A 21,920-nucleotide genomic window follows, 5' to 3' on the forward strand; every position below is an offset into this window, starting at 1 on the left:
CAATGCTAAAATAAAGGCATTCAGGGCACAGTTCAGAGGCGTTAGAAATACAGAATTCTTCCTGTTTAGGTTAACTCAACTATTTGCATAAATATCCAAATACCCAGAAATTAGGCATGATCCGCTTTAGAGGTGCCTAACTAAATGGCTTAACGGGAACCTTTATCTATTTAAACAAAAAAAACTCCTTTTTCCAAACTATGGGAAAAAGGAGTTTTTTTATCTGGAAAGGATTCACTTCCAGTATCCATAAATCTTGCAACTATTTGCTCAAGTACATCTTACGCCTGGAATACAGGTTGTAGAATTCATCGTCTTTTAGACTGTCTATAAACAAGATGCTTTCCCCCGTACTCTTCATTTCAGGGCCTAAATTCTTATTTACGTTAGGGAATTTATTAAAGGAAAATACAGGTTGCTTTATGGCATAGCCATCCAATTGCGGATTAAAAGTAAAGTCCTTTACTTTTTTCTCCCCCAACATCACCTTGGTGGCATAATTTACATAAGGCTCTTTGTAAGCCTTGGCAATAAATGGAACCGTTCTGGATGCCCTAGGGTTAGCCTCTATGATGTATACAATATCATCCTTGATGGCGAACTGTATATTGATCAGTCCTACCGTATTAAGGGCCAAGGCAATTTTTTTGGTATGGTCCTTTATTTGTTGCATTACAAATTCGCCCAAATTAAAAGGGGGCAGGGTGGCGTTGGAATCCCCGGAGTGTATCCCACATGGTTCTATATGTTCCATAATCCCGATGATATAAACATCTTCACCATCACAAATGGCATCAGCTTCGGCCTCTATGGCACCATCCAAATAATGATCCAACAACAATTTGTTATTAGGTATTTTCCTCAGAAGGTCTACAACATGTTCCTCCAATTCTTCCTTGTTGATTACGATTTTCATTCCTTGTCCGCCCAAAACATATGATGGCCTTACTAATAATGGAAAGTCCAATTCATCTGAAAGCGCCAAAGCCTCATCGGCAGTTTCGGCTACACCAAACTGGGGGAAGGGAATATTGTTTTCGGCCAATAAATTGGAAAAACTTCCCCTATCCTCAGCCAAATCCAAGGCTTTGAAACTGGTGCCTATTATTTTAATACCGTATTTATCAAGTTTTTCTGCCAACTTAAGGGCTGTTTGCCCACCAAGTTGTACAATAACTCCCTCCGGTTTTTCATGTCTGATAATATCATAGATGTGCTCCCAGAATACCGGCTCAAAATACAACTTGTCCGAAATATCGAAATCTGTGGAAACGGTTTCGGGATTACAATTGATCATGATGGTCTCATACCCGCATTCCGAAGCGGCCAATACTCCATGTACACAGCAGTAGTCAAATTCTATACCCTGTCCTATCCGGTTGGGTCCAGAGCCCAAGACCACTATTTTTTTCTTGTCCGTTACAATACTGTCGTTCTCTACATATTTCTTCCCTTCCGGGGTTTCTATTTCAGCCTCAAAAGTAGAGTAATAATAAGGGGTCATGGCCTTGAACTCGGCGGCACAGGTATCAACCAATTTGTAAACCCTGTTTATATTGAGGGCAACCCGTTTGTTATATACCTCACTCTCATAGCAATCCAGCATATGGGCAATCTGTCGGTCGGCAAACCCTTTTTGCTTGGCTTCCAAGAGCAGGTCTTTGGAAAGTGTTTCAATGTTGAAATTGGAAATTTCCTTTTCCAACTGATAAAGTTCTTCGTACTGCTTTAAGAACCACATATCTATTTTAGTGATCTCATGGATCCTGCTCAACGGAATTCCCAATTGTATGGCATCATAAATTACAAAGACACGGTCCCAACTTGGGATGGTGAGTTTGCTGATAATCTCGTCGTAATTGGTGTACCCCTTACCATCCGCTCCTAGTCCGTTCCTCTTGATCTCCAAAGACTGGGTGGCTTTGTGCAGGGCCTCTTGAAAGGATCGTCCAATGCCCATTACTTCTCCAACCGATTTCATCTGGAGTCCCAAAGTTCTATCCGAACCTTCAAACTTATCAAAGTTCCAACGAGGTATTTTTACAATTACATAATCCAGAGTAGGTTCAAATAAGGCAGAGGTAGATTTTGTAATCTGATTGCTCAACTCATTTAAATTATACCCTATGGCCAATTTAGCGGCAATCTTCGCAATGGGATATCCAGTGGCCTTTGATGCCAATGCCGATGATCTGGAAACCCTGGGATTGATCTCTATGGCAATAATGTCTTCTTTTTCATCTGGACTAACCGCAAACTGAACGTTGCATCCTCCCGCAAAATCCCCTATACTGCGCATCATTTTAATGGCCATATCCCTCATTCTCTGGAAGGTTCTGTCGGACAGCGTCATCGCAGGTGCTACGGTAATGGAGTCTCCTGTATGGATTCCCATGGGGTCCATGTTTTCAATGGTACAAATAATGACAACGTTATCATTTTTATCCCTAAGCAGCTCCAGTTCATATTCCTTCCATCCCATTAGGGCCTTATCGATCATAACCTCATGAATTGGCGAAACTTCCAATCCATGACTAAGAAGTTCGTCAAAATCCTCTGGTTTGTATACTATGGCAGCTCCGGCACCACCAAGGGTATAGGAGGCCCTGATAACCAGGGGAAATCCAAATTCTTGAGCAATTTCCTTACCTTTTAAAAAGGAAGTGGCGGTTGCTTGTGGTGCCATACCAACACCAATTTTAAGCATTAATTCGCGAAATTTTTCCCTGTCCTCCGTTATATTTATGGCGTCAATGTCCACACCTATGATCTTTACTCCGTAATCTTCCCAAATTCCTTTGGTATCTGCCTCAATACAAAGATTTAATGCTGTTTGCCCCCCCATAGTAGGTAAGACTGCATCAATGTTGGGGTGTTTTTCCAAAATCTCCCTAATTGATTTTGTAGTCAATGGTTTTAAGTAAACATGATCGGCCATAGTAGGATCGGTCATGATTGTTGCCGGGTTACTGTTAATGAGGATCGTTTCTATGCCATCTTCTCTTAAAGATCTCAAGGCCTGTGTACCTGAATAATCAAATTCACACGCTTGACCAATAACGATGGGTCCAGAACCAATAATTAAAATTGAGTTTAAATCTTTTCTTTTGGGCATTATACTAGTTATTTAAATATATGAAAAAAGGGAATTGGACAAAAAAAAGGTGCTACTTCGGAAAAAGTAACACCTTGTTATTTTAAAAAAACAATTTTATCATTATTTTTTGTGCTTCAGCTCCGAGGATACAGATAGTTTTTTTCTTCCTTTAGCTCTTCTTCTAGCTAGAACTTTTCTACCATTGGCAGAAGCCATACGTTCCCTAAAACCATGTTTGTTTTTTCTCTTCCTTTTTGATGGTTGAAATGTTCTTTTGCTCATCGTAGCGTATTTTTTATAGTATGCTTAAATTTCTTTTGGACAATATTTAATTTTGCTTCATCGACAGCAAAATCCGGCTGCAAATATACAAAGAGTTTTTGCATTGACAAATCTAATTAAAAAAATATTTTTTTTAGGATTGCCCACTATGAGGCCCACTGGATTTTACTACTTTTGCAACGGCTTAACCAGTATGACAATTAAACATGAAGCGCTTTATTTTTTTAATGGTTTGCATCCTATGCAATATGGGTGTTTATGGACAGACCACATTGCAATATCATTTAAAAAAGGGAGATGTTTTTAAGGTCAGGCAAGATGCCGTGCAGATTATTACCCAGGAATTGGACGGTGCAACCCATGAAATCACGAATCACATTGATGGTATATTGGAATTTAAGGTGCTGGGAGAGGTTGATAATGGTTATGATGTTGCCTTGACATTTAAGGATTTGAACTTAAAAATGACCTCTAGCATACAAGGGGAATTAATGAATGTACGGGCTAAAGAGGTTAATGATGAGGACATGCAATCCAAAGTGTTCAATACCATATTGAACAATCCGGTGAAAATGGTCTTGGCAAAGACCGGAAATATATTGAAGGTTCAAGGTGGTGATAGTCTGGTTTCCAAAATGGCAAGGGCTTCTGGCCTGGAAGATGAATTCTCTATCAATATGATGAAAAAATCCCTGGAAAATGAGTTCGGGTCTGAAGCCTTGTCCAACAGTTATAAGCAGATGACCTTTATTTATCCAGACAAGAAGGTTAAGGTAAACGATAAATGGGAGAATGTCTATAATGGTAAATTAAAGACAACCAATATGTGGACACTTAAAAGTATTGTAGACAATAAAGCTACGATTAGTGGTAAGGCTACGGTGTTGATGGATGTAACGGATGCCAATACCATAATGAAACTCAGTGGCACGCAGACCACAGCGGTGACGGTAGATGTCAATACCGGTTTTATCATTCATATGCTGGTGGAAGGTCTATCTAAGGGAACATCCACAATGACACAAATGGGCGGACAAGAAATTCCGACCACTATTAAATCTAAAATTACGTACGAATTAATTAATAAGTAATATGTTCAATAAAAATTTAAAACTAGTTATAGCTGCATTAATAATAGCTTATGCGGTATATCAATTTGTAGAAGGTAACATTGGTAATGGAATTTCCCTATTACTACTTTCCTCCATTTTTATATTCCTTTATTATAGAAATGAGATAATTCTGTTGGCGTTTCTTAAAATGCGCAAGCAAGATTTGGCGGGTACCAAAAAATGGCTCGATAAAATTAAAAATCCGGATACTGCCCTTACCAAAAAGCAAAATGGCTACTATAATTATTTAAATGGTATCATTTTCTCACAGACGAATCTTACCCAGGCCGAAAAATTCTTTAAAAAAGCATTAAAATTTGGCTTAAACATGGATTACGATGTGGCAATGGCCAAATTGAGCCTTGCTGGTATTGCCATGCAAAAACGTAGAAAAAGGGAAGCAACCATGCTATTGAATGAAGCCAAGAAACTGGACAAACAGAATATGCTCGCGGAACAGATCAAGATGATGCAGCAACAATTGAAGAAAATCTAACTTAGGTTCCGGTTACCCGGTTTGGCATTCTATCCCTGTTAGTGACCTCTACAGTAGTGGAGCAAAAAGTCGGCTAAAGGATTCCTTTAACCTTCTAATTATGTTTCTGTTTTCCCAGCGATCCAAGGTAACTTCTTCACAGTCCTGAAGGTCTAAGTGGAATTGTTTTCGCATTTGTTGATTAATCTCCGTATTATATAATAGGGCGTTTATTTCAAAATTCATGGAGAAGCTTCGGTAATCCATATTGGCCGTTCCTACACTGGAAAACATATCATCTATAACTAAGGTCTTGGCATGTATAAACCCTTTCTTATAGCGATATATGGAGATGCCGGAAAGCAGACATTCCTCAATATAGGAGTCCGTGGCATATTGGGCCACCGCTGAATCCGATTCGTAAGGCACTATAATTTTTACTTCCACCCCACTTCTCGCCGCCGTGGTCAATGCTGTTAAAATAGCTGAATTGGGCATAAAATAAGGCGTGGTGATCAATATACTTTCATGAGCAGTGTTGATGGCGCAAAACATGGCTTCCATTATATTGGCCCAATCGCTGTCAGGGCCACTTGCCGCAATTTGTATTGCTACGGGTTTTTGGGGTTCGGATTTTTGTTTAGGGAGTAGTATTTTCTCTATTTCCATGGTATCCTTGGCCGCAAAATTCCAACTAAGGACAAATGAGGACTGTAGGGAACCAACGGCTCCTCCCCTAATGCGTAAATGCGTATCCCTCCAATACCGTTCATTATCAAAGGTGTTGTTGTATTTCTGATCCAAATTAATGCCTCCAACATATCCAATATTACCATCTATGACCACTATTTTTCTATGGTCCCTATAATTGAGTTTACTGGTAGAGTTGGAGAACAGAACAGGCATAAATGGAAAATGCTTCACGCCACTATCCGTAAGCTGTTTTTTGTATACTTTCGAAATACTACTTCCAACATCATCATAAATAAGTCTTACGATGATTCCTTCTTGTGCCTTCTTACACAGTATTTCAATAATTTCACTTCCCAAACCTTTGTCGAATAGCACAAAGTATTCCAGATGGATGTGGTGTTTTGCCTCTTCTAGATCTTGTCTCAGATATTTAAACTTTTCCTCTCCATTTATAAGGATATCAACCTCATTGTCAAAGGTAAGAACGGCCCTTTCGTTATTCCTCATTAATCGGTATATCTTATAAATACCTTCACCTAAAAAATCCTTTAAATCTTCCCGTTCCGAATTATTGAGACTAAAGCTGTTGCGCCATTTTTTTAATCGGCCATTGTCCTCGACATATTTTTTTTCAAAAATCTTGTCCTTTCTATAGTCCTGCCCAAAAAAATAATAGACCAGCAGCCCAATAAAGGGTAATGTTGCCAAAACAAATATATAAGACAAGGTCTTGACCGGATTCCTGTTTTTAAGAACGATCAAGACCGAAAAAATAATGACCAATAAATAATTAATTCCTAAAAGTACTGGCCAAATATTATCCTTTAGGAAAGTAACCATTACTTGGAAATCTTGTAGTATCCTTTAATGGGGATTTCTATGGTATATTTCTTCTTGGAAGAATTATTTAAATGTGGCTCCCGCAACCAGGGATTGTGTCTTTTTAAAATTTTGTAGTTGATCTCGTACTGTTTTGCAAAATCGGCAAAATTGCGCACTGGTTCATCAATTTCAACATTGAAGGTTGGAACAGCGGTATACATATCCTCTTTTTCAAGATGAAATCCGTATTTCTCAGGATTGGATAGTATTTCTTTAATGGCCAATATCCTAAATACATAGCGACCTGTTTCTTCACCCAAAAGGAGATCGTAATAGCCGTCGGCCTTCTGTATCCCCATATATTTTTGGATTCCACCCGCCCCGGCGTTGTATGCAGCAGCGGCCAAGGTCCAACTGCCAAATTTTTCCTTGGACTTTTTAAGGTATTTACAGGCAACTTCGGTAGATTTTTCAATGTGGTACCTTTCGTCAACATTGCTGTTGATTTCCAGGCCGTATTCCCTACCTGTGGCACTCATTATCTGCCAAAAGCCTGTGGCTCCTGCAGGTGAAACCACGTTTTGAAGCCCACTTTCTGCCAAGGCCAAATATTTAAAATCGTCAGGAATTCCATTTTTCGCCAAGATAGGCTCAATGATAGGGAAAAATTTGTTGGCCCTTTTCATTAATAAGAGGGCGTTGGATTGCCAATAGGTATTCACCAAAAACTCACGGTCTACCCGCTCCATTATTTCTGGATCGTCAAAAGGGACCGGTTCTCCTGAAAAGTTTAAATCATCCGGTATCTCAATGGCCGTTATCCGATAGCCCGTTTCCTCCCCATCATTTTTTTTTGGCTGGGACTCCTCGACCAGCATGGCCGTTTCCTTGTACTGGTTTTGCACTGCAAATATCAAGGTGCTGCCTACAAAAAAAACGCCCAAAATCATTAAAATATTCTTTATAACCTTCATATGTTCTAATTTTAAATTTCTAAACTTTCCAATACTCCTTGCTACATTGGGTAGATAGGTTCAATTCCTTGGTGGTCCAAGCCGTTTTACCTATTTCTACCTCAAAGATATTAAATACAACTGCCTTATTGCAAAATAATTGTGGGTAAGTGTTCATTAAACCATTTTGATCGGTGAATTATCATCGTATGGGTCCCATTTTTGACCCTAATGCAGTTTTTTATTTTACCTATAGGGAAAACTGGGTCATTTTCACCATGTATATGAACTATATTTTCCGTGTGTTTGGTTTGTTTCCAATTAACTATAGCATCTATAGACCAATCAAGGTAATATTTATCGCGGACGGACAAATACTGCTCATAAAGTGCCAAGCGTTTTGGGACGGTTTCCCCAAATGCATATTTTGCCAATAATTCCATGTTGTTTACCAAGCCGGTTGGCAAGAGTTTGTGCACTTTGGTATACTTGGCAAAAATCATTCTTTTGGGCAGTTCCAAATTACTTTTTACACTTGAAATAATAATGACCTTTGCCACTTTAATGTGCTTTGCCATCTCCTGTACCAGAATGCCGCCAAATGAGACGCCAATAAGAACGGCATCATCATGTTTAACAAGGCGGGACATTTTTAAGGCATAGTCCTCCAGACTAATATTCTTATCAGGAACCGTCCAATCCAAAAAATGTTTTTCGAAAGTCTCGCCAGGCAAGTCTATTTTGTCAAAAATGGATGGATTGGCCGCCATGCCCGGCATGAAATAAACATGTTTTTTATTTTGGAACGTTTGGTTTTCCTGCATACTATATAAATAGGATAATAACTATTTTTTCACTAACTTTGTTTTCTTGGCTTTTTCGTCCCTACTTATGTGTTTATTTAGTTTATGAGCCTAGATTGTAATTTGAGAACGTTATGATCCAAAATTAGTCATTATTTAAAATCAAACTATATGAATGAAGTAGAAATTAAGGACAATGGTTTCTTGAGACAATTTGAAGCCAGGGTTGACGGCCACTTGGCCAAAATTGAGTATTCTTCCCAAGAGCGCAAAGTTTTTTTAACAAAACTTGTTATTCCTGAAGAAATAACAAAGGAGGGTTTTAAAGAAGAATTCATTAAAAGTGTCTTGAGCCATATTCAGGAACAAAAATTAAGAGTGGTGCCTACCAGCCCTCAAATTGCCGGTTTCTTGAGAAAGAACAGGCAATACAAAGAAATGTTACCCGTAGGGATAAGAATATAGTGAAAAACAAAAAACCTCTCATAATCGGGAGGTTTTTTTATTTGTACTGCTTTGTTCGTTCTTGTGAAGATAGTGTGCTATGATGCAGAAGGCATTTACTTGAATTCTTAGACAGATATCATACTGCCAACTTCAACGCCTCTTACCATACCATCATCATCAATTTCCGTAAGTCTTATTTCGTGTAGGGTATTCACTAGATTGGGATTCCATGTTGTTTTTACCTTTACGTAATTTTCGGTAAAACCATGTATATAGCCTTCCTTGTTATCGGCTTCGTACAAAACTGTTCTGGTACTGCCCAGCTGTCCCTCATAGAAGGCCCTTCGTTTTTTAACGGAAAGTCCCCTTAATATTTTACTCCTTTTATTTCTGACTTTCTTAGGCACTATTCCCTGTAATTCAACAGCCTTGGTGTTATCCCTTTCAGAATAGGTAAAAACGTGTAAATAGGAAATATCCAGCGCATTGAGAAAATTATAGGTTTCCAAAAAATGTTCTTCGGTTTCCCCAGGAAAACCTACTATCACATCCACCCCGATACAGGCGTGTGGCATAACTTCCCTTATTCTTTTAACCCGGTCTACATACAAATGGGTCAAATACCTTCTGCTCATCAATTTTAGAATGGCATCGCTGCCACTTTGCAATGGGATATGGAAGTGGGGCACAAAGGAATTGCTTTGCGCCACAAAATCTATGGTTTCATTTTTTAACAAATTGGGTTCAATGGAGGAGATTCGTAAGCGATGGATACCCTCTACCCTATCCAGTGCCTTTACTAGATCCAAAAAAGTATGCTCATGTTTTTTGTTGCCAAATTCCCCTTTTCCATAATCGCCGATATTAACTCCGGTAAGCACAATTTCCTTAATGCCCTTTGATGAGATTTCAGCGGCATTTTTTAGCACATTCTGAAGGGTATCACTCCGTGAAATGCCCCTTGCCAATGGAATAGTACAATAAGTACATTTATAATCACAGCCGTCCTGCACCTTTAAAAATGCCCTAGTACGATCACCTATGGCATAACTGCCTACATAAAAGTCGGCCTCTTCTATTTCACAGGAATGTACTTCACCAAAGTCGTTCTTGGAAAGATCGTTGACATAGTCTGCAATTTTAAATTTTTCGGTGGCCCCCAAAACAAGATCAACACCGTCTACGGCTGCCAGCTCTTCTGGTTTAAGCTGTGCATAACATCCTATGGCGGCAACAAAGGCATTAGGGTTGCTTTTCTGTGCTTGTTTAACGATGGATTTAAATCGCTTGTCAGCATTTTCCGTAACGGAACAGGTATTGATGACATACATATCCGCATTTTCGGAAAAATCGACACGTTCAAAGCCTTCTTCTACCAAATCCCTAGCTATGGTTGAAGTTTCTGAGAAATTGAGCTTGCAGCCCAAAGTATAGAAAGCGACTTTTTTTTTCATCCTTGTTTCTCTTTGATGGAATCCAATTCGGATTCTATTATGTTAACCCAAAACGTTTGCAAATATACCAATATTTGGGAACCCATAGAATATGGCCAAGGCTTTGGTAATTTTATTCTGGAGAAGTTAATCCTTGCGCCACCGCTTGGTTTCCTCAAAAACGTGGTTTAAAATCTTGGCATCCATTTCATTAAATTCCACTCCCCTACGCGCCATCATTACCTTTGCGGCCTCATAAGCCTTTTGGGGTTGGTATGTAGAAAATCCTGAGGCACCTCCCCAGCTAAAACTAGGTACAAAATTCCTGGGGAATCCAGGAACATAAATATTACAGTTGACACCTATCACCGTTCCGGTATTGAACATTGTATTTATGGCCGTTTTGCTATGATCGCCCATCATTAGTCCGCAAAATTGTAATCCGGTCTGTTGAAACTTCTCGGTATCGTAATTCCATAGACGTACCTTGGCGTAATTATTTTTTAAATTGGAATTGTTGGAATCGGCACCTATGTTGCACCATTCCCCAAGTACCGAATTGCCTAGGTAGCCTTCGTGTCCTTTACTGGAGTATCCCAAAATAACGGTATTGCTAATTTCACCACATACCTTGCTATAAGGACCAACCGTGGTTGGGCCGTAAATTCTGGCACCCATTTTTACTACGGCCTTTTCGCAAAGAGCGAAACCACCCCTAATTAGATTACCTTCCCATACTTCGGAATTCTTGCCAAGGTAAATAGGTCCTTCGGAAGCGTTTAATATACTGTATTCAACACTGGCGCCTTCCTCCAAAAAAATATTCCCGGGGTTTACCAAACTATTGGTTTTGGAAATAGGGGCACTTTTTCTGCCTTTGGTCAACAGATCAAAATCTGCCTGCATGGCCTCTCCATTTTTAGAAAAGATATCCCAAGTATTTTCAATTCTAATTATGGAACCTTCAAATTCCAAATGTTTATAGGTCGAGAAATCTACCTCTTCCTGAGTCTCCGTTGTATAAAAGGCTATAACTTCCTCCCCATAAAACACGGCTTCCTTTTCCTTTAAGTTCATCACCAGGTTTACTAGGTCTGCATTGGGCAGGAAGGAGGCATTGATAAGTACGTTCTCCTCCATTTCCACCATAGGAAATCTTTCTGAAAGATAATCCTCGGTTATTGTTGTGATGGTATAGCCGAGATATTTTTCCCATTTTTCCCGTATGGTCAAAATCCCGATTCTAATATCGGCAACCGGTCTGGTAAAAGTAAAGGGTAAAAGGGCCCTTCTTACCGTACCATCAAAAAGAATATAATTCATACATCTAAATTAAAACAAAAAAAGTCACGCATATGCGTGACTTAATAACTCTTTTGTAAAGAAAATATTATTTTTTGAACTTATCGTATTTGCTCTTAAATTTATCGATACGTCCTGCAGTATCCAAAAATTTGGCCTTACCGGTATAGAATGGGTGGGATGTTCTTGAAATTTCCAATTTAACCAATGGGTATTCAACTCCATCAACATCTAAAGTTTCTTTGGTATCGGCTGTGGATTTAGTGATGAAAACCTCTTCATTGGACATGTCCTTAAAGGCTACCAATCTATAATTCCCTGGATGTATATCTTTTTTCATTGTAAAAACGTTTGTTCCTGCTTAATTTCGAGGTGCAAATTTAAATATTTTTCTGAAAAGAACAACTTAAAACTTCAAAAAAGAAAAATAAAAATAACCTATCTTTAAATGTAACAAATTTACCCTCTTTAATACTAACTATAAAAACCATTAAAAATTTAATCAACATGGAAAAAACCAAACCAAAAACAGGGAAATACGCTTTAACGTACGGACTCATCCTAGGTGCCGTAAGTGTAGTATTTATACTTATGTTATATTCGTTGGATATGCACTATCAGGGAGGGTCTATGGTTATGGGTATCAGTATCTTGATCACCATAGCAATGATCGTAATTGGATTGATGCAATTTAAAAAGGACAACAACGGATTTATGTCCTTTGGGGAAGGATTAAAGATAGGGGTAGGTATTGGTCTGGTAGCCGGGATCATAGGTATTCTCTTCAATCAGATTTTGGCCGGGCTTATTGATCCGGAAATGATGAACAAGGCCATGGAGTATCAAAAAGGGCTACTTGCGGAAAGTAGCAAAATGACCCCTGATCAAATTGAGGCCCAAATGGAAACGATTAAAAAATTTAGTACACCTTCAATGCAGATCGTATTTGGGTTGGTTTATAGTGTCGTCGTAAGTTTTTTATTATCACTTATTCCAGCATTAATTTTAAAAAAGAAAGAAACTATTCAGTAATTTGTACTTTTGAAAAGATTTTCCATTAGTACCGAATGAATATATCTATAATAATTCCCTTACTCAACGAAGAAGAATCGTTAACAGAACTGCATGATTGGATTGTACGCGTAATGCAATCCAATCATTTTTTATATGAAATACTTTTTATCGATGATGGAAGTACGGACACTTCTTGGGACATCATAACCCAATTGGGACGGTCCAATCCCAACGTTAAGGGAATACGTTTCCTGAGGAATTTTGGGAAATCGCAGGCCCTTCATGCCGGATTTAAGGCTGCCCAAGGCGATGTGGTGATCACTATGGATGCAGACCTACAGGATAACCCGGAGGAAATCCCAGAATTATATCAAATGATCGTTGAAGGGGGATTTGATCTTATTTCCGGATGGAAGAAAAAAAGATTCGACTCCATCATAAGCAAAAACCTTCCCTCCAAGTTATTTAACTGGGCTGCCCGCAAAACTTCGGGAGTTAGGTTGCACGATTTTAATTGTGGCCTTAAGGCGTATAGAAAGGAGGTTGTAAAAACCATTGAAGTCTCTGGGGAGATGCACCGTTATATCCCTGTTTTGGCCAAAAGTGCCGGATTTAACAAAATTGATGAAAAGGTAGTACAACATCAGGCCAGAAAATACGGGAAGACCAAATTTGGAATGGACCGGTTTATCAATGGATTTTTGGATCTGATCACGATCTGGTTTGTTTCCAAGTTTGGGAAACGTCCCATGCACCTTTTTGGAGCCTTAGGGGTATTAATGTTTACCATAGGTTTTGGTTTTGCCCTTTATTTGGGAATGGATAAGTTATTCATAAACCCCTTGGGACGGCTTATAACAGAACGCCCCCAATTCTATATAGCACTGGTAGCCATGATTATAGGAACACAACTTTTCCTTGCAGGATTTTTAGGGGAAATAATGGTGAGATCACGTAAGAATGAAACCCGTTACAATATCACCGAAGAAATAAATCTCACCGAAAAATAAATGATAATTCTTTGTATTTTTAAGAACATATAATACCAAATGACTATGGATGCCATATTGAAAAATGCGAAAAATTGGTTGACCGATTTTTTTGACGACAAGACTAAGAACGAGATTCAAAATTTAATAGATAATAATACAGAAGAATTAAAAGACCGCTTTTACAAGAATTTGGAATTTGGCACTGGAGGCATGCGCGGAATAATGGGTGCCGGTACCAATAGGATCAATAAATATACCTTGGGGAAAAGTACGCAAGGCCTCAGCAACTACTTAAATCAAGTATACAATAACGAACAGGTAAAAGTGGTCATAGCCTATGACTGTAGGCATAATAGTGACACTTTGGCCAGGACCGTTGCCCAAGTATTTGCTGCCAATGGAATTAAAGTGTTCCTTTTTTCGGAATTGAGGACTACCCCGGAATTATCGTTTGCCGTGAAATACCTTAATTGCCATGCAGGAATTGTTTTAACCGCTTCGCACAACCCACCGGAATACAATGGATACAAAGTTTACTGGACCGATGGGGGACAAATAGTTCCGCCTCAGGACGGCGCCATAGTTAGCGAAATAAATAGCCTTGATTTTGAAGATATCAAATTCAATGCGGACGAAAGTTTAATAGAATTAATAGATAAAAAGGTGGATGAAGCCTTTATTGAGGCTTCGGTTAAAAATGGCAACTTCAATGCCAAGGACAAGGACAATTTTAAAATAGTGTTTACCTCCCTTCATGGCACCTCCATTACAGTGATTCCCGAGGTACTTGAAAGGGCTGGGTATAAGAACGTGACCGTTATTGAGGAACAGGCAAAACCGGATGGTAATTTCCCCACGGTAGTATCGCCCAACCCCGAGGAACCTGAGGCCCTGTCCATGGCTATTAAAAGGGCGGAGGAAATAAGTGCGGATATGGTGATTGGTACCGATCCGGATAGTGACCGTCTGGGAGTGGCAGTTCGTAACCTCGAAGGAGAAATGGTGATATTGAACGGCAACCAGACAATGATCATGATGACCAAGTTTTTGTTGGACCAAAGAAAGAAAAAAGGAATTACAGGAAAGGAATTTATTGCGTCCACCATTGTTTCTACACCTATGATGGATTCCCTTGCCAAGGGCTATGGAGTGGAATGCAAGACCGCCCTTACAGGTTTTAAATGGATAGCCAAAATGATCAAGGATTTCCCGGACCAGCCTTTCATTGGCGGTGGTGAGGAAAGTTTTGGTTTTATGGTAGGAGATTTTGTACGCGATAAGGATGCCGTTACCTCTACCCTATTGGCATGTGAAATTGGAGCGAACGCCAAAGCCAATGGAAGTTCCTTCTATAAGGATTTAATAGATTGCTATGTGGACTATGGGTTCTTTAAGGAAAAATTGATTTCCTTGACCAAAAAAGGCATGTCGGGAGCGGAAGAAATAAACCGGATGATGATCGATTTTAAGGATAATCCCGTTGAAGCCATCGATGGTTCCAAAGTGGTGACCGTGGAGGATTACAATACGGCCACCTCTAAAAATGTACTGACTGGCAAGGTAACCCCCATAGATATTCCAAAATCGAACGTATTGATCTATATTACCGAAGACGGTACAAAAATGGCGGCCAGACCTAGCGGGACCGAGCCTAAGATCAAGTTTTATTTTAGCATCAATACAGCTTTGAAGAATGCAGCCGATTTTAAGAAAGTAGATGCCGAGTTGGATGCTAAAATTGAAAGAATCCTTAAAGAACTGAATTTAGGTTAATGGAATATTTTAAAAAGATTCTTCGCTTTGCGAAACCCTATAAAAAATTTGCTTTTTCAAATATAATTGCCAACATTTTATATGCGTTATTTAGTACTCTAGCAATGCTCTCCTTGTTTCCAATGTTAACCGTACTGTTTAAACAAACAAAGGCGGTTACGGTAAAGCCCAATTGGACTAGTATTGTGGATACTCAGAAATACTTGGAGTCATATCTTAACTATTACGTTACGCAGAAGCTTGGTGATGACCAAGGGCAGTTACTTATGATAATGGTCGGTCTAGTCATTGGTATGTTTTTCTTAAAAAACTTTTTTGGTTATCTAGCCATGTATTTTATCACTTTTCTTAGAAATGGTGTTTTAAAAGATTTGCGAAATGCTCTTTACGCAAAAACAATTGACTTGCCAATTGGTTTCTATTCTGAAAAAAGAAAAGGGGATACTATTGCTAGAATTACCTCCGATGTATTAGAGATTCAGCATTCATTTCTTTCTGTTTTAGAACTAATTGTAAGAGAGCCTCTTACCATTATTTTTACCATACTCGCTATGGTAGCCCTTAGTCCCAAATTGACTTTATTTGTATTTATTTTTCTTCCTCTATCGGGATTTCTTATTTCTTTAATTGGGAAATCGTTAAAACGAAAGTCCGATAAGGTACAAAAAGAGCAAGGTTATTTTTTATCCATTCTTGAAGAAACTCTAGGTGGTTTAAGAGTTATAAAAGCGTTTAACGCTGAAGGGCGATTTAATTCTGTTTTTCAGAAATCTACTTCAAGATTTTATAGATTTTCCAACAGTCTTTTAAATAGACAAAATTTAGCCTCACCATCAAGTGAATTTTTGGGCATAACTGTAATTGGGATTTTGTTATGGTATGGCGGACGTATGGTATTGGTTGAAAAATCATTGGAAGCAAGTGTTTTTATCACTTATATGGGATTAGCATATCAAATTCTTACCCCTGCAAAAGCTATTAGTAAAGCTTCCTACGGTGTAAAAAAAGGAAATGCTGCTGCGGAACGGGTATTGGAAATTTTGGAAACGGAAAATCCAATTGTTGAAAGGAAGGAGGCTGTGGTAAAACCTACATTCGATAAGGGAATAGATATTAAAGATGTTTCCTTTAAGTACGAGGATGAGTATGTGTTGAAGAATTTTAACCTAAAGGTTCCCAAAGGTCAGACCGTGGCATTGGTAGGCCAATCCGGAAGCGGAAAAAGTACTATTGCCAACCTAATGACCCGCTTTTATGATGTGAATGATGGGGAGATAAAAATTGACGGTATCGATATTCGGGATTTTAGCAAAAAATCACTTCGCAATTTAATGGGACTCGTTACCCAAGATTCCATTTTGTTCAACGACACCGTTAAAAACAATATCGGACTTGGTAAAGAAAATGCCACGGATGATGAAATAATCGAGGCTGCCAAAATAGCCAATGCCCACGATTTTATTAGCGAACTCCCCCATGGGTATGATACCAATATTGGGGATAGTGGAAATAAATTAAGTGGAGGACAAAAGCAAAGGCTATCCATTGCCAGGGCCGTTCTTAAAAATCCACCCATTATGATACTGGACGAAGCTACCTCTGCCCTGGATACCGAAAGCGAAAGATTGGTACAGGATGCCCTGGAAAAAATGATGCAGAATAGAACCTCCATCGTGATAGCGCATAGACTTTCCACGATACAAAATGCCAATACCATAGTGGTTTTACAAAAGGGTGAGATTGTGGAACAAGGTTCCCACACACAACTAATGGAAAAGGACGGGGTCTATAAAAAGTTGGTTACCATGCAGTCTTTCTAAGCCTTTTTATGGCTTTGTACAATAAGGAATTACACTAGAGGATTGTGGTGTGGCACTCATGGATCAGTGCCACTATCTTGTTGAGACCTGTTGCTCCAAAATTTGATTTTGGAAAGACCTATAATTAAGTGTATCCAAATATTCCATAGCCTCCTTGTTGTTGTGGTCTTTAAAGGATTTTGTTGCCCAGTCCATAGCCGAAGTCAAGTCGCCCTTAATTTCGTTCATAACCGCCAAATTGTAACAGGCACGGCCGGCAATTTTTGAATTGGAATTATTTAACTCCTTTTCCCAAAGTTGTGTTGCTCCCTGCCAGTCTCCACTTTCCACCAATTCGGAAGCCTGTTCAAAATTGATGGTACCGCGTACATAGTATGATCTCTCAACACTGTTTTTATACGGTAGCAGTCGTTGACCATAGTTGCTACCTGTAATCTTGCTCTGTTCCATAAGGGTATCCTTTCTTCCCTCCATTGCTTTATAGGCTTCCATAGGATTGGTGCCTTTGCCTTTGGATATGATCTGATCGTTAAAAACGATCTCATCGATTATTTCCTTGGATTTTGGATGGTATATTTTCCATCCATTTGCAATAAGGGTTTCCAAGGTGAGTTCTTGGGCCGGTACTTTTACCTTCACCCGCATGAGGTTGGGTTGCATCATCGATGTTTTCTTTAAGGATACTGTGGTTTCCGTATCAAAAAAGGCCATTGAAAAAATAGCATCCACATCGTAGGTATTACAAATATTTTCAATAGAGGTCCAAGAAATGGAATCGTTTCCCATCTCAAAACGTAAATTTTCTTGGGGTACCGAATCCAGGATTTTTATAGTCTCAAAACGGTTGTCCTTTAACAACTCATTGAACAATCCCGTTAGGGCAGCATTCCTACCCTGCTCCAAAAGCCATTGCTCTTCGGCGGCCACCATTCTGTTAAGACCCGTTTTATCCTCTTCTGCCTTTTGCAGTTCACTCCTGTTGACTATACCTATCCTTCTAATTTTTTGCGAAATATGAACAGGTGAAGGTTCCATAGTATGAATTACAATTTCCTTAGTGGAGCCACAGCCCACAATTAAAACGATTAGGCCCAACAAGAATAACTGTGTACAGAACTTGTTCATGCTTCGTGAATTTAATAGTAGGAAAATAGAAATTAATCGTAAAATCATAACCATTATAAAACTCATTTTATAGTGGAAATATTGTCCTTTTAACCCAAAATCCGATGGGTATTTGGGTTAGATTGCCATTGACGCATAAAAAATGCCATTTTAAGACTGCCTTTTAATCATTAATAAGGATTTAGCGGAAACTTTGGTTACGCCTAACATTCAGAAAAGTCCGTTTCCCATTTTAGGGATAACGGACTTTTTTGTTGCTGTACTCCATTGAAGTAAACCTTGTTAAAGGCATGAAAGTTTAGCGGGATGCTTGCTGTTCCAAGACTTCATTTTGTGATAAACGATATTTAAGAATATTCAAATATCTCAAGGCATCCTTATTATCATAATCCGAATACGATTTTGAAGCCCAATCCATGGCGGCATTCAAATCCCCGTTGATCTCATTTATGATTGCCATATTGTAACAGGCCCTTCCGGCAATTTTCGATTTGGAATTGTCCAATTCCTTTTCCCAAAGTTGGGCAGCACCTTGCCAATCCCCGGTTTGCGCCCTTCTTTTGGCCACCACGAAATTGTCCGTTCCACGTACATAGTAGTCCCTGCTGATCCTATGTTTGTAAGGAGATAGCCTAGTTCCATAGGCATAGCCAATATTTCTACTTAACTCTTCAACAGCCTCGTTCCTGCGGGCCACGGCTTCGATTGCCTTGACCGGGTTAATACCCTTCCCAGAGGACACCAAGTGATCTGTATAGCCGAATTCGTCCACAATTTGTTTGGTTCGGGGGTTATAGATGCGCCATCCATTTTTTATAAGCGTATTAAGAGTTACTTCATGTGCCGGTACGGACACTTTGACCCCCAAACTGTTCGGAAGCTCCATCATGGATGGTTTATAGGAAACCTGTGTGTCCGTGTCGTAAAATGCCAAGGAAAAAATAGCGTCCACACCATTGGCCTCACAAATATTTTCTATTATATCCCAGGATAAGCTGGCCGGAAATACATCCAGTCCTTTTCTAATTTCCGTTACGCCATCCAAAATTACTATTTCTTCAAACCTTCCTGTACGGGCCAATGCATCCGATAAGGAGGTAATGGCAACTTCGGCCCCTTTTCTATCGAGATTTAGTCCTTCTGCCGACAATATTTGGTCTATTTTGTCAATTTGCTTATTGCCTTCGGAAGGCAAACTTCTATTAATGATACCTATTCTTTGTATCTCTTTGGGTAGGTGTACTATGGCCGGTTCCGTGGCACCCATGGTTAAATTATTGGTGGCACTACAGGACATTAATAAAATGACCATACCTATATATCCGAGTATTAATCTATGGTTTTTCATGTGGTGGTTATAATTGGTTATTAAATAATACTGTTGTAATAGCCTAGCAATAAAACATATACTATGCCAAAAATATTGTTCTGTGAACCCACTTTCTTCCTCTTTTTAAGAGTTATCAGGGAGCGTTGGACTAAAAAAAAGGTGGGACAGGGTATGAAATACATGCACTTACTGTCTTTCCATATTGCACCTATTCCTTACCTTTGAAGGCTATAAATCCTTATGGAAAGGAAAATTGAATAAATGAATAAAATAAGTCCAAAGACGCTTCAAGACCTCGAATTTAATACCGTCCTACTGCAATTGGCTGCTCGATGCACCACAGAACTTGGCAAGGAACAGGTAGTTGGTTTACAGCCATTATCAGACAAAACCGATCTTTTGAACGTTTTGGGCCAAACCTCCGAGTACTTGGCCTCCTATTCCAATGACAATAGGATTCCCGGTCATAATTTTGATGCCATTGACCCGGAATTGAAACTCCTGAAAATTGAGAATACTACCTTGGAAGTAGGCGGGTTCAAGAAAATTGGTTCCATTTGCACAACAGTAGCTACCCATATTAAGTTCTTTATAAAATTTAAGGAGTACTATCCTCTTCTTTATGTGGTGTCGGATGGTATAACACTAAACACAGAAATTCCTCGCAATATTGAAGCTGTCATTGATAAATTTGGGGAAATAAAGGACAATGCTTCCAACGACCTTCAAAATATCCGGTCCCAAATGGTTGTGGTAAAGGGCAAAATAAATCAGAGCTTTGCTTCGGCGCTCAATACCTATCAGGCCTCTGAACTTTTGGACGAAATAAGGGAATCTGTTGTAGATAATAGACGGGTACTTGCCGTTAAGAGCATGTATCGAAAAAAAGTTAGGGGAGCCGTTATGGGGACCTCCAAAACGGGAAGTATTGTCTACATTGAACCGGAAGCTACCCTTAGGTACAGTAGGGAACTCGGTAATCTAGAATTCGAAGAACGGGAAGAGATACAAAAAATTTTGAACGACCTAACCAACCGCATACGTCCCTTTGCCCCTGAATTATATGCTTATCAGGATTTTCTGGTTCATTTGGACATTACGGCGTCCAAGGCAAAGTACGCTTTGGAAATGGATGCCCTATTGCCAGAAATTAGTGAGAGCAGGGAGCTTTATCTAAGGGATGCCTACCATCCCTTGTTGTTTTTGAGCAACAAGTACAAAAAGGAAAAAACATACCCTCAAACCATTGCCCTACATCCCGAAAACAGAATTATAGTCATTTCTGGGCCAAATGCCGGAGGTAAAAGTATTACGCTAAAGACTATTGGTCTTTTACAGATAATGCTGCAGAGTGGTTTATTGATTCCTGTACATGAGCGATCCAAAGTTTGTTTATTCGACAATGTACTGACCGATATAGGGGACAACCAGTCCATTGAGAACCATCTTAGCACCTATAGCTATCGTCTGAAGAACATGAATTACTTCTTGCGCAAATGCAATGATAAAACCCTATTTCTAATTGATGAATTTGGAACCGGAAGTGACCCCGAACTGGGAGGTGCACTGGCCGAGACCTTCTTGGAAGTGTTTTATGACAGAGGTGCCTATGGTGTTATCACTACCCATTATGCCAATCTGAAATTACTGGCCAATGAATTGCCCCATGTTACCAATGCCAATATGCTTTTTGATGGAAAATCGTTGGAACCCACTTATCAATTGGTATTGGGACAGGCCGGTAGCTCCTTTACGTTTGAAGTAGCACAAAAGAATGGCATTCCCTATAGCCTAATAAACAAGGCCAAAAAGAAAATAGAGCGCGGTAAGGTCCGATTTGATGCAACCATTGCCAAACTTCAAAAAGAGCGTAGTAAAATGGAGAAAACGGGCTCCAGACTTCAAGAAGAAGAATCCAAGGCCAGAACGGAAGCCCAAAAATTGGAAGATCTTAACTCCAAGATCAAATCCAAATTGGAGAACTATCAGGAATTGTACGATCATAACCAAAGGATGATCTATTTGGGGAATAAGGTAAATACGGCCGCGGAAAAATATTTTCAGGATAAAAAGAAGCGCAATTTGGTTTCAGAATTAATTCGTATAGTGGAAACCGAGAATAGTAAACGCAAAAAACAAACGGTAAAGGAAGTAAAGGCAATAAAAGAAAGGAAGGCCAAGGTAGAACAGGAGGTGATAAAAAAGGTAGAGGTTATTCGTGAAAAGAAAAAAGTTGAGAAAAAGAAAGCAGAAGTAAAGGAAAAAAATAAGCCACGACCGGTATTTAAAGTAGGCGACCGTGTGCGTTTAATAGATGGAAAGGCGGTGGGGAGCATAGACAGTTTGGAAAAGAACAAGGCCATTGTAAACTATGGTATTTTTACCACTAATGTTGCGGTTGACCAATTGGAATTGGTAGAAAGAAAAATGTAAAAAGTGGTTGGACC

General features: G+C 39.3%; 18 protein-coding genes. 8 read left to right on the forward strand and 10 right to left on the reverse strand.

All coding sequences use genetic code 11. The features are described from left to right. Positions 1–262: 262 nt before the first annotated feature. A complete protein-coding gene (gene carB, locus QSE00_RS08585; RefSeq protein WP_110358451.1) occupies positions 263–3,115 on the reverse strand; it encodes a carbamoyl-phosphate synthase large subunit in 2,853 nt (950 codons plus the stop codon). 102 nt (positions 3,116–3,217) lie between these two features. Then, positions 3,218–3,379, reverse strand: a complete 162-nt coding sequence (gene rpmH, locus QSE00_RS08590; protein ID WP_103474923.1) for a 50S ribosomal protein L34 — start codon at positions 3,377–3,379, stop codon at positions 3,218–3,220. 206 nt (positions 3,380–3,585) lie between these two features. Between rpmH and QSE00_RS08595 the strand changes: the two genes are divergently transcribed. Beyond that, on the forward strand, positions 3,586–4,470 hold the full coding sequence (locus QSE00_RS08595) for a DUF6263 family protein (protein WP_286105623.1): 885 nt from the start codon (positions 3,586–3,588) through the stop codon (positions 4,468–4,470). Between the two features lies 1 nt (position 4,471). Further along, a complete protein-coding gene (locus QSE00_RS08600) occupies positions 4,472–4,987 on the forward strand; it encodes a DUF2892 domain-containing protein (protein ID WP_286105624.1) in 516 nt (171 codons plus the stop codon). Between the two features lie 48 nt (positions 4,988–5,035). On the opposite strand, the gene cls is transcribed toward QSE00_RS08600, so the two are convergent. The 3 genes from cls to QSE00_RS08615 all read right to left on the reverse strand — a co-directional run bounded on the left by cls (position 5,036) and on the right by QSE00_RS08615 (position 8,258). Then, positions 5,036–6,499, reverse strand: coding sequence for a cardiolipin synthase (gene cls / locus QSE00_RS08605; protein ID WP_286105625.1), 1,464 nt, complete (start codon positions 6,497–6,499; stop codon positions 5,036–5,038). Continuing rightward, complete coding sequence (locus QSE00_RS08610) at positions 6,499–7,455, reverse strand: lytic transglycosylase domain-containing protein (RefSeq protein ID WP_286105626.1); 957 nt, start codon at positions 7,453–7,455, stop codon at positions 6,499–6,501. Before QSE00_RS08610 ends, cls begins: the two co-directional genes overlap by 1 nt. A gap of 125 nt (positions 7,456–7,580) precedes the next feature. Beyond that, the gene (locus tag QSE00_RS08615; protein ID WP_110358456.1) at positions 7,581–8,258 is read right to left on the reverse strand and encodes an alpha/beta fold hydrolase; all 678 of its coding nucleotides are present in this window, start codon (positions 8,256–8,258) and stop codon (positions 7,581–7,583) included. A gap of 150 nt (positions 8,259–8,408) precedes the next feature. Here QSE00_RS08615 and QSE00_RS08620 point away from each other — a divergent pair, with 150 nt between their 5' ends. After that, positions 8,409–8,702 (forward strand): GNAT family N-acetyltransferase, encoded by a 294-nt coding sequence (locus QSE00_RS08620; protein ID WP_110358457.1) that lies wholly within the window; start codon positions 8,409–8,411, stop codon positions 8,700–8,702. A gap of 107 nt (positions 8,703–8,809) precedes the next feature. On the opposite strand, the gene mtaB is transcribed toward QSE00_RS08620, so the two are convergent. From mtaB to QSE00_RS08635, 3 genes are all read right to left on the reverse strand, one after another. Further along, positions 8,810–10,138 (reverse strand): tRNA (N(6)-L-threonylcarbamoyladenosine(37)-C(2))-methylthiotransferase MtaB, encoded by a 1,329-nt coding sequence (gene mtaB / locus QSE00_RS08625; protein WP_286105627.1) that lies wholly within the window; start codon positions 10,136–10,138, stop codon positions 8,810–8,812. Positions 10,139–10,264: 126 nt separating this feature from the next. Next, positions 10,265–11,440, reverse strand: a complete 1,176-nt coding sequence (locus tag QSE00_RS08630) for a GlmU family protein (RefSeq protein WP_286105628.1) — start codon at positions 11,438–11,440, stop codon at positions 10,265–10,267. Positions 11,441–11,507: 67 nt separating this feature from the next. Next, positions 11,508–11,759, reverse strand: coding sequence for a type B 50S ribosomal protein L31 (locus tag QSE00_RS08635; RefSeq protein WP_110358460.1), 252 nt, complete (start codon positions 11,757–11,759; stop codon positions 11,508–11,510). A gap of 167 nt (positions 11,760–11,926) precedes the next feature. On the opposite strand from QSE00_RS08635, the gene QSE00_RS08640 reads away from it, so the two are divergent. From QSE00_RS08640 to QSE00_RS08655, 4 genes are read left to right on the forward strand one after another with little or no spacing between them, the layout of a single operon-like run. Beyond that, positions 11,927–12,451: a DUF4199 domain-containing protein gene (locus QSE00_RS08640; protein ID WP_286105629.1), complete on the forward strand. Its 525-nt coding sequence runs from the start codon at positions 11,927–11,929 to the stop codon at positions 12,449–12,451. Positions 12,452–12,486: 35 nt separating this feature from the next. Next, positions 12,487–13,443 (forward strand): glycosyltransferase family 2 protein, encoded by a 957-nt coding sequence (locus QSE00_RS08645; RefSeq protein ID WP_110358462.1) that lies wholly within the window; start codon positions 12,487–12,489, stop codon positions 13,441–13,443. A 45-nt stretch (positions 13,444–13,488) separates the two neighbouring features. After that, complete coding sequence (locus tag QSE00_RS08650; RefSeq protein WP_110358463.1) at positions 13,489–15,198, forward strand: phospho-sugar mutase; 1,710 nt, start codon at positions 13,489–13,491, stop codon at positions 15,196–15,198. Further along, entirely contained in the window at positions 15,198–17,018 is a 1,821-nt protein-coding gene (locus QSE00_RS08655; RefSeq protein WP_286105630.1) for an ABC transporter ATP-binding protein, read from the forward strand. The genes QSE00_RS08650 and QSE00_RS08655 overlap by 1 nt, the downstream gene beginning before the upstream one ends. A gap of 72 nt (positions 17,019–17,090) precedes the next feature. Here the strand turns inward: QSE00_RS08655 and QSE00_RS08660 are convergent, their stop codons facing one another. Further along, positions 17,091–18,143, reverse strand: coding sequence for a DUF6340 family protein (locus tag QSE00_RS08660; protein ID WP_286105631.1), 1,053 nt, complete (start codon positions 18,141–18,143; stop codon positions 17,091–17,093). Positions 18,144–18,441: 298 nt separating this feature from the next. Continuing rightward, complete coding sequence (locus tag QSE00_RS08665) at positions 18,442–19,491, reverse strand: DUF6340 family protein (RefSeq protein ID WP_286105632.1); 1,050 nt, start codon at positions 19,489–19,491, stop codon at positions 18,442–18,444. Positions 19,492–19,734: 243 nt separating this feature from the next. Between QSE00_RS08665 and QSE00_RS08670 the strand changes: the two genes are divergently transcribed. Continuing rightward, positions 19,735–21,906 carry an endonuclease MutS2 gene (locus tag QSE00_RS08670; RefSeq protein WP_110358467.1) on the forward strand — a complete coding sequence of 724 codons (2,172 nt, stop codon included), beginning with the start codon at positions 19,735–19,737 and terminating at the stop codon, positions 21,904–21,906. Positions 21,907–21,920 lie beyond the last annotated feature (14 nt).

The organism is Arenibacter flavimaris (genome assembly GCF_030291335.1).
GTDB lineage: Bacteria > Bacteroidota > Bacteroidia > Flavobacteriales > Flavobacteriaceae > Arenibacter.

Bases quoted from the DNA above. Each gene is read 5' to 3' on its own strand.
- carB (WP_110358451.1), bottom strand. From the start codon at position 3,115: ATGCCCAAAAGAAAAGATTTAAACTCAATTTTAATTATTGGTTCTGGA.
- rpmH (WP_103474923.1), bottom strand. From the start codon at position 3,379: ATGAGCAAAAGAACATTTCAACCATCAAAAAGGAAGAGAAAAAACAAA.
- QSE00_RS08595 (WP_286105623.1), top strand. From the start codon at position 3,586: ATGAAGCGCTTTATTTTTTTAATGGTTTGCATCCTATGCAATATGGGT.
- QSE00_RS08600 (WP_286105624.1), top strand. From the start codon at position 4,472: ATGTTCAATAAAAATTTAAAACTAGTTATAGCTGCATTAATAATAGCT.
- cls (WP_286105625.1), bottom strand. From the start codon at position 6,499: ATGGTTACTTTCCTAAAGGATAATATTTGGCCAGTACTTTTAGGAATT.
- QSE00_RS08610 (WP_286105626.1), bottom strand. From the start codon at position 7,455: ATGAAGGTTATAAAGAATATTTTAATGATTTTGGGCGTTTTTTTTGTA.
- QSE00_RS08615 (WP_110358456.1), bottom strand. From the start codon at position 8,258: ATGCAGGAAAACCAAACGTTCCAAAATAAAAAACATGTTTATTTCATG.
- QSE00_RS08620 (WP_110358457.1), top strand. From the start codon at position 8,409: ATGAATGAAGTAGAAATTAAGGACAATGGTTTCTTGAGACAATTTGAA.
- mtaB (WP_286105627.1), bottom strand. From the start codon at position 10,138: ATGAAAAAAAAAGTCGCTTTCTATACTTTGGGCTGCAAGCTCAATTTC.
- QSE00_RS08630 (WP_286105628.1), bottom strand. From the start codon at position 11,440: ATGAATTATATTCTTTTTGATGGTACGGTAAGAAGGGCCCTTTTACCC.
- QSE00_RS08635 (WP_110358460.1), bottom strand. From the start codon at position 11,759: ATGAAAAAAGATATACATCCAGGGAATTATAGATTGGTAGCCTTTAAG.
- QSE00_RS08640 (WP_286105629.1), top strand. From the start codon at position 11,927: ATGGAAAAAACCAAACCAAAAACAGGGAAATACGCTTTAACGTACGGA.
- QSE00_RS08645 (WP_110358462.1), top strand. From the start codon at position 12,487: ATGAATATATCTATAATAATTCCCTTACTCAACGAAGAAGAATCGTTA.
- QSE00_RS08650 (WP_110358463.1), top strand. From the start codon at position 13,489: ATGGATGCCATATTGAAAAATGCGAAAAATTGGTTGACCGATTTTTTT.
- QSE00_RS08655 (WP_286105630.1), top strand. From the start codon at position 15,198: ATGGAATATTTTAAAAAGATTCTTCGCTTTGCGAAACCCTATAAAAAA.
- QSE00_RS08660 (WP_286105631.1), bottom strand. From the start codon at position 18,143: ATGAACAAGTTCTGTACACAGTTATTCTTGTTGGGCCTAATCGTTTTA.
- QSE00_RS08665 (WP_286105632.1), bottom strand. From the start codon at position 19,491: ATGAAAAACCATAGATTAATACTCGGATATATAGGTATGGTCATTTTA.
- QSE00_RS08670 (WP_110358467.1), top strand. From the start codon at position 19,735: ATGAATAAAATAAGTCCAAAGACGCTTCAAGACCTCGAATTTAATACC.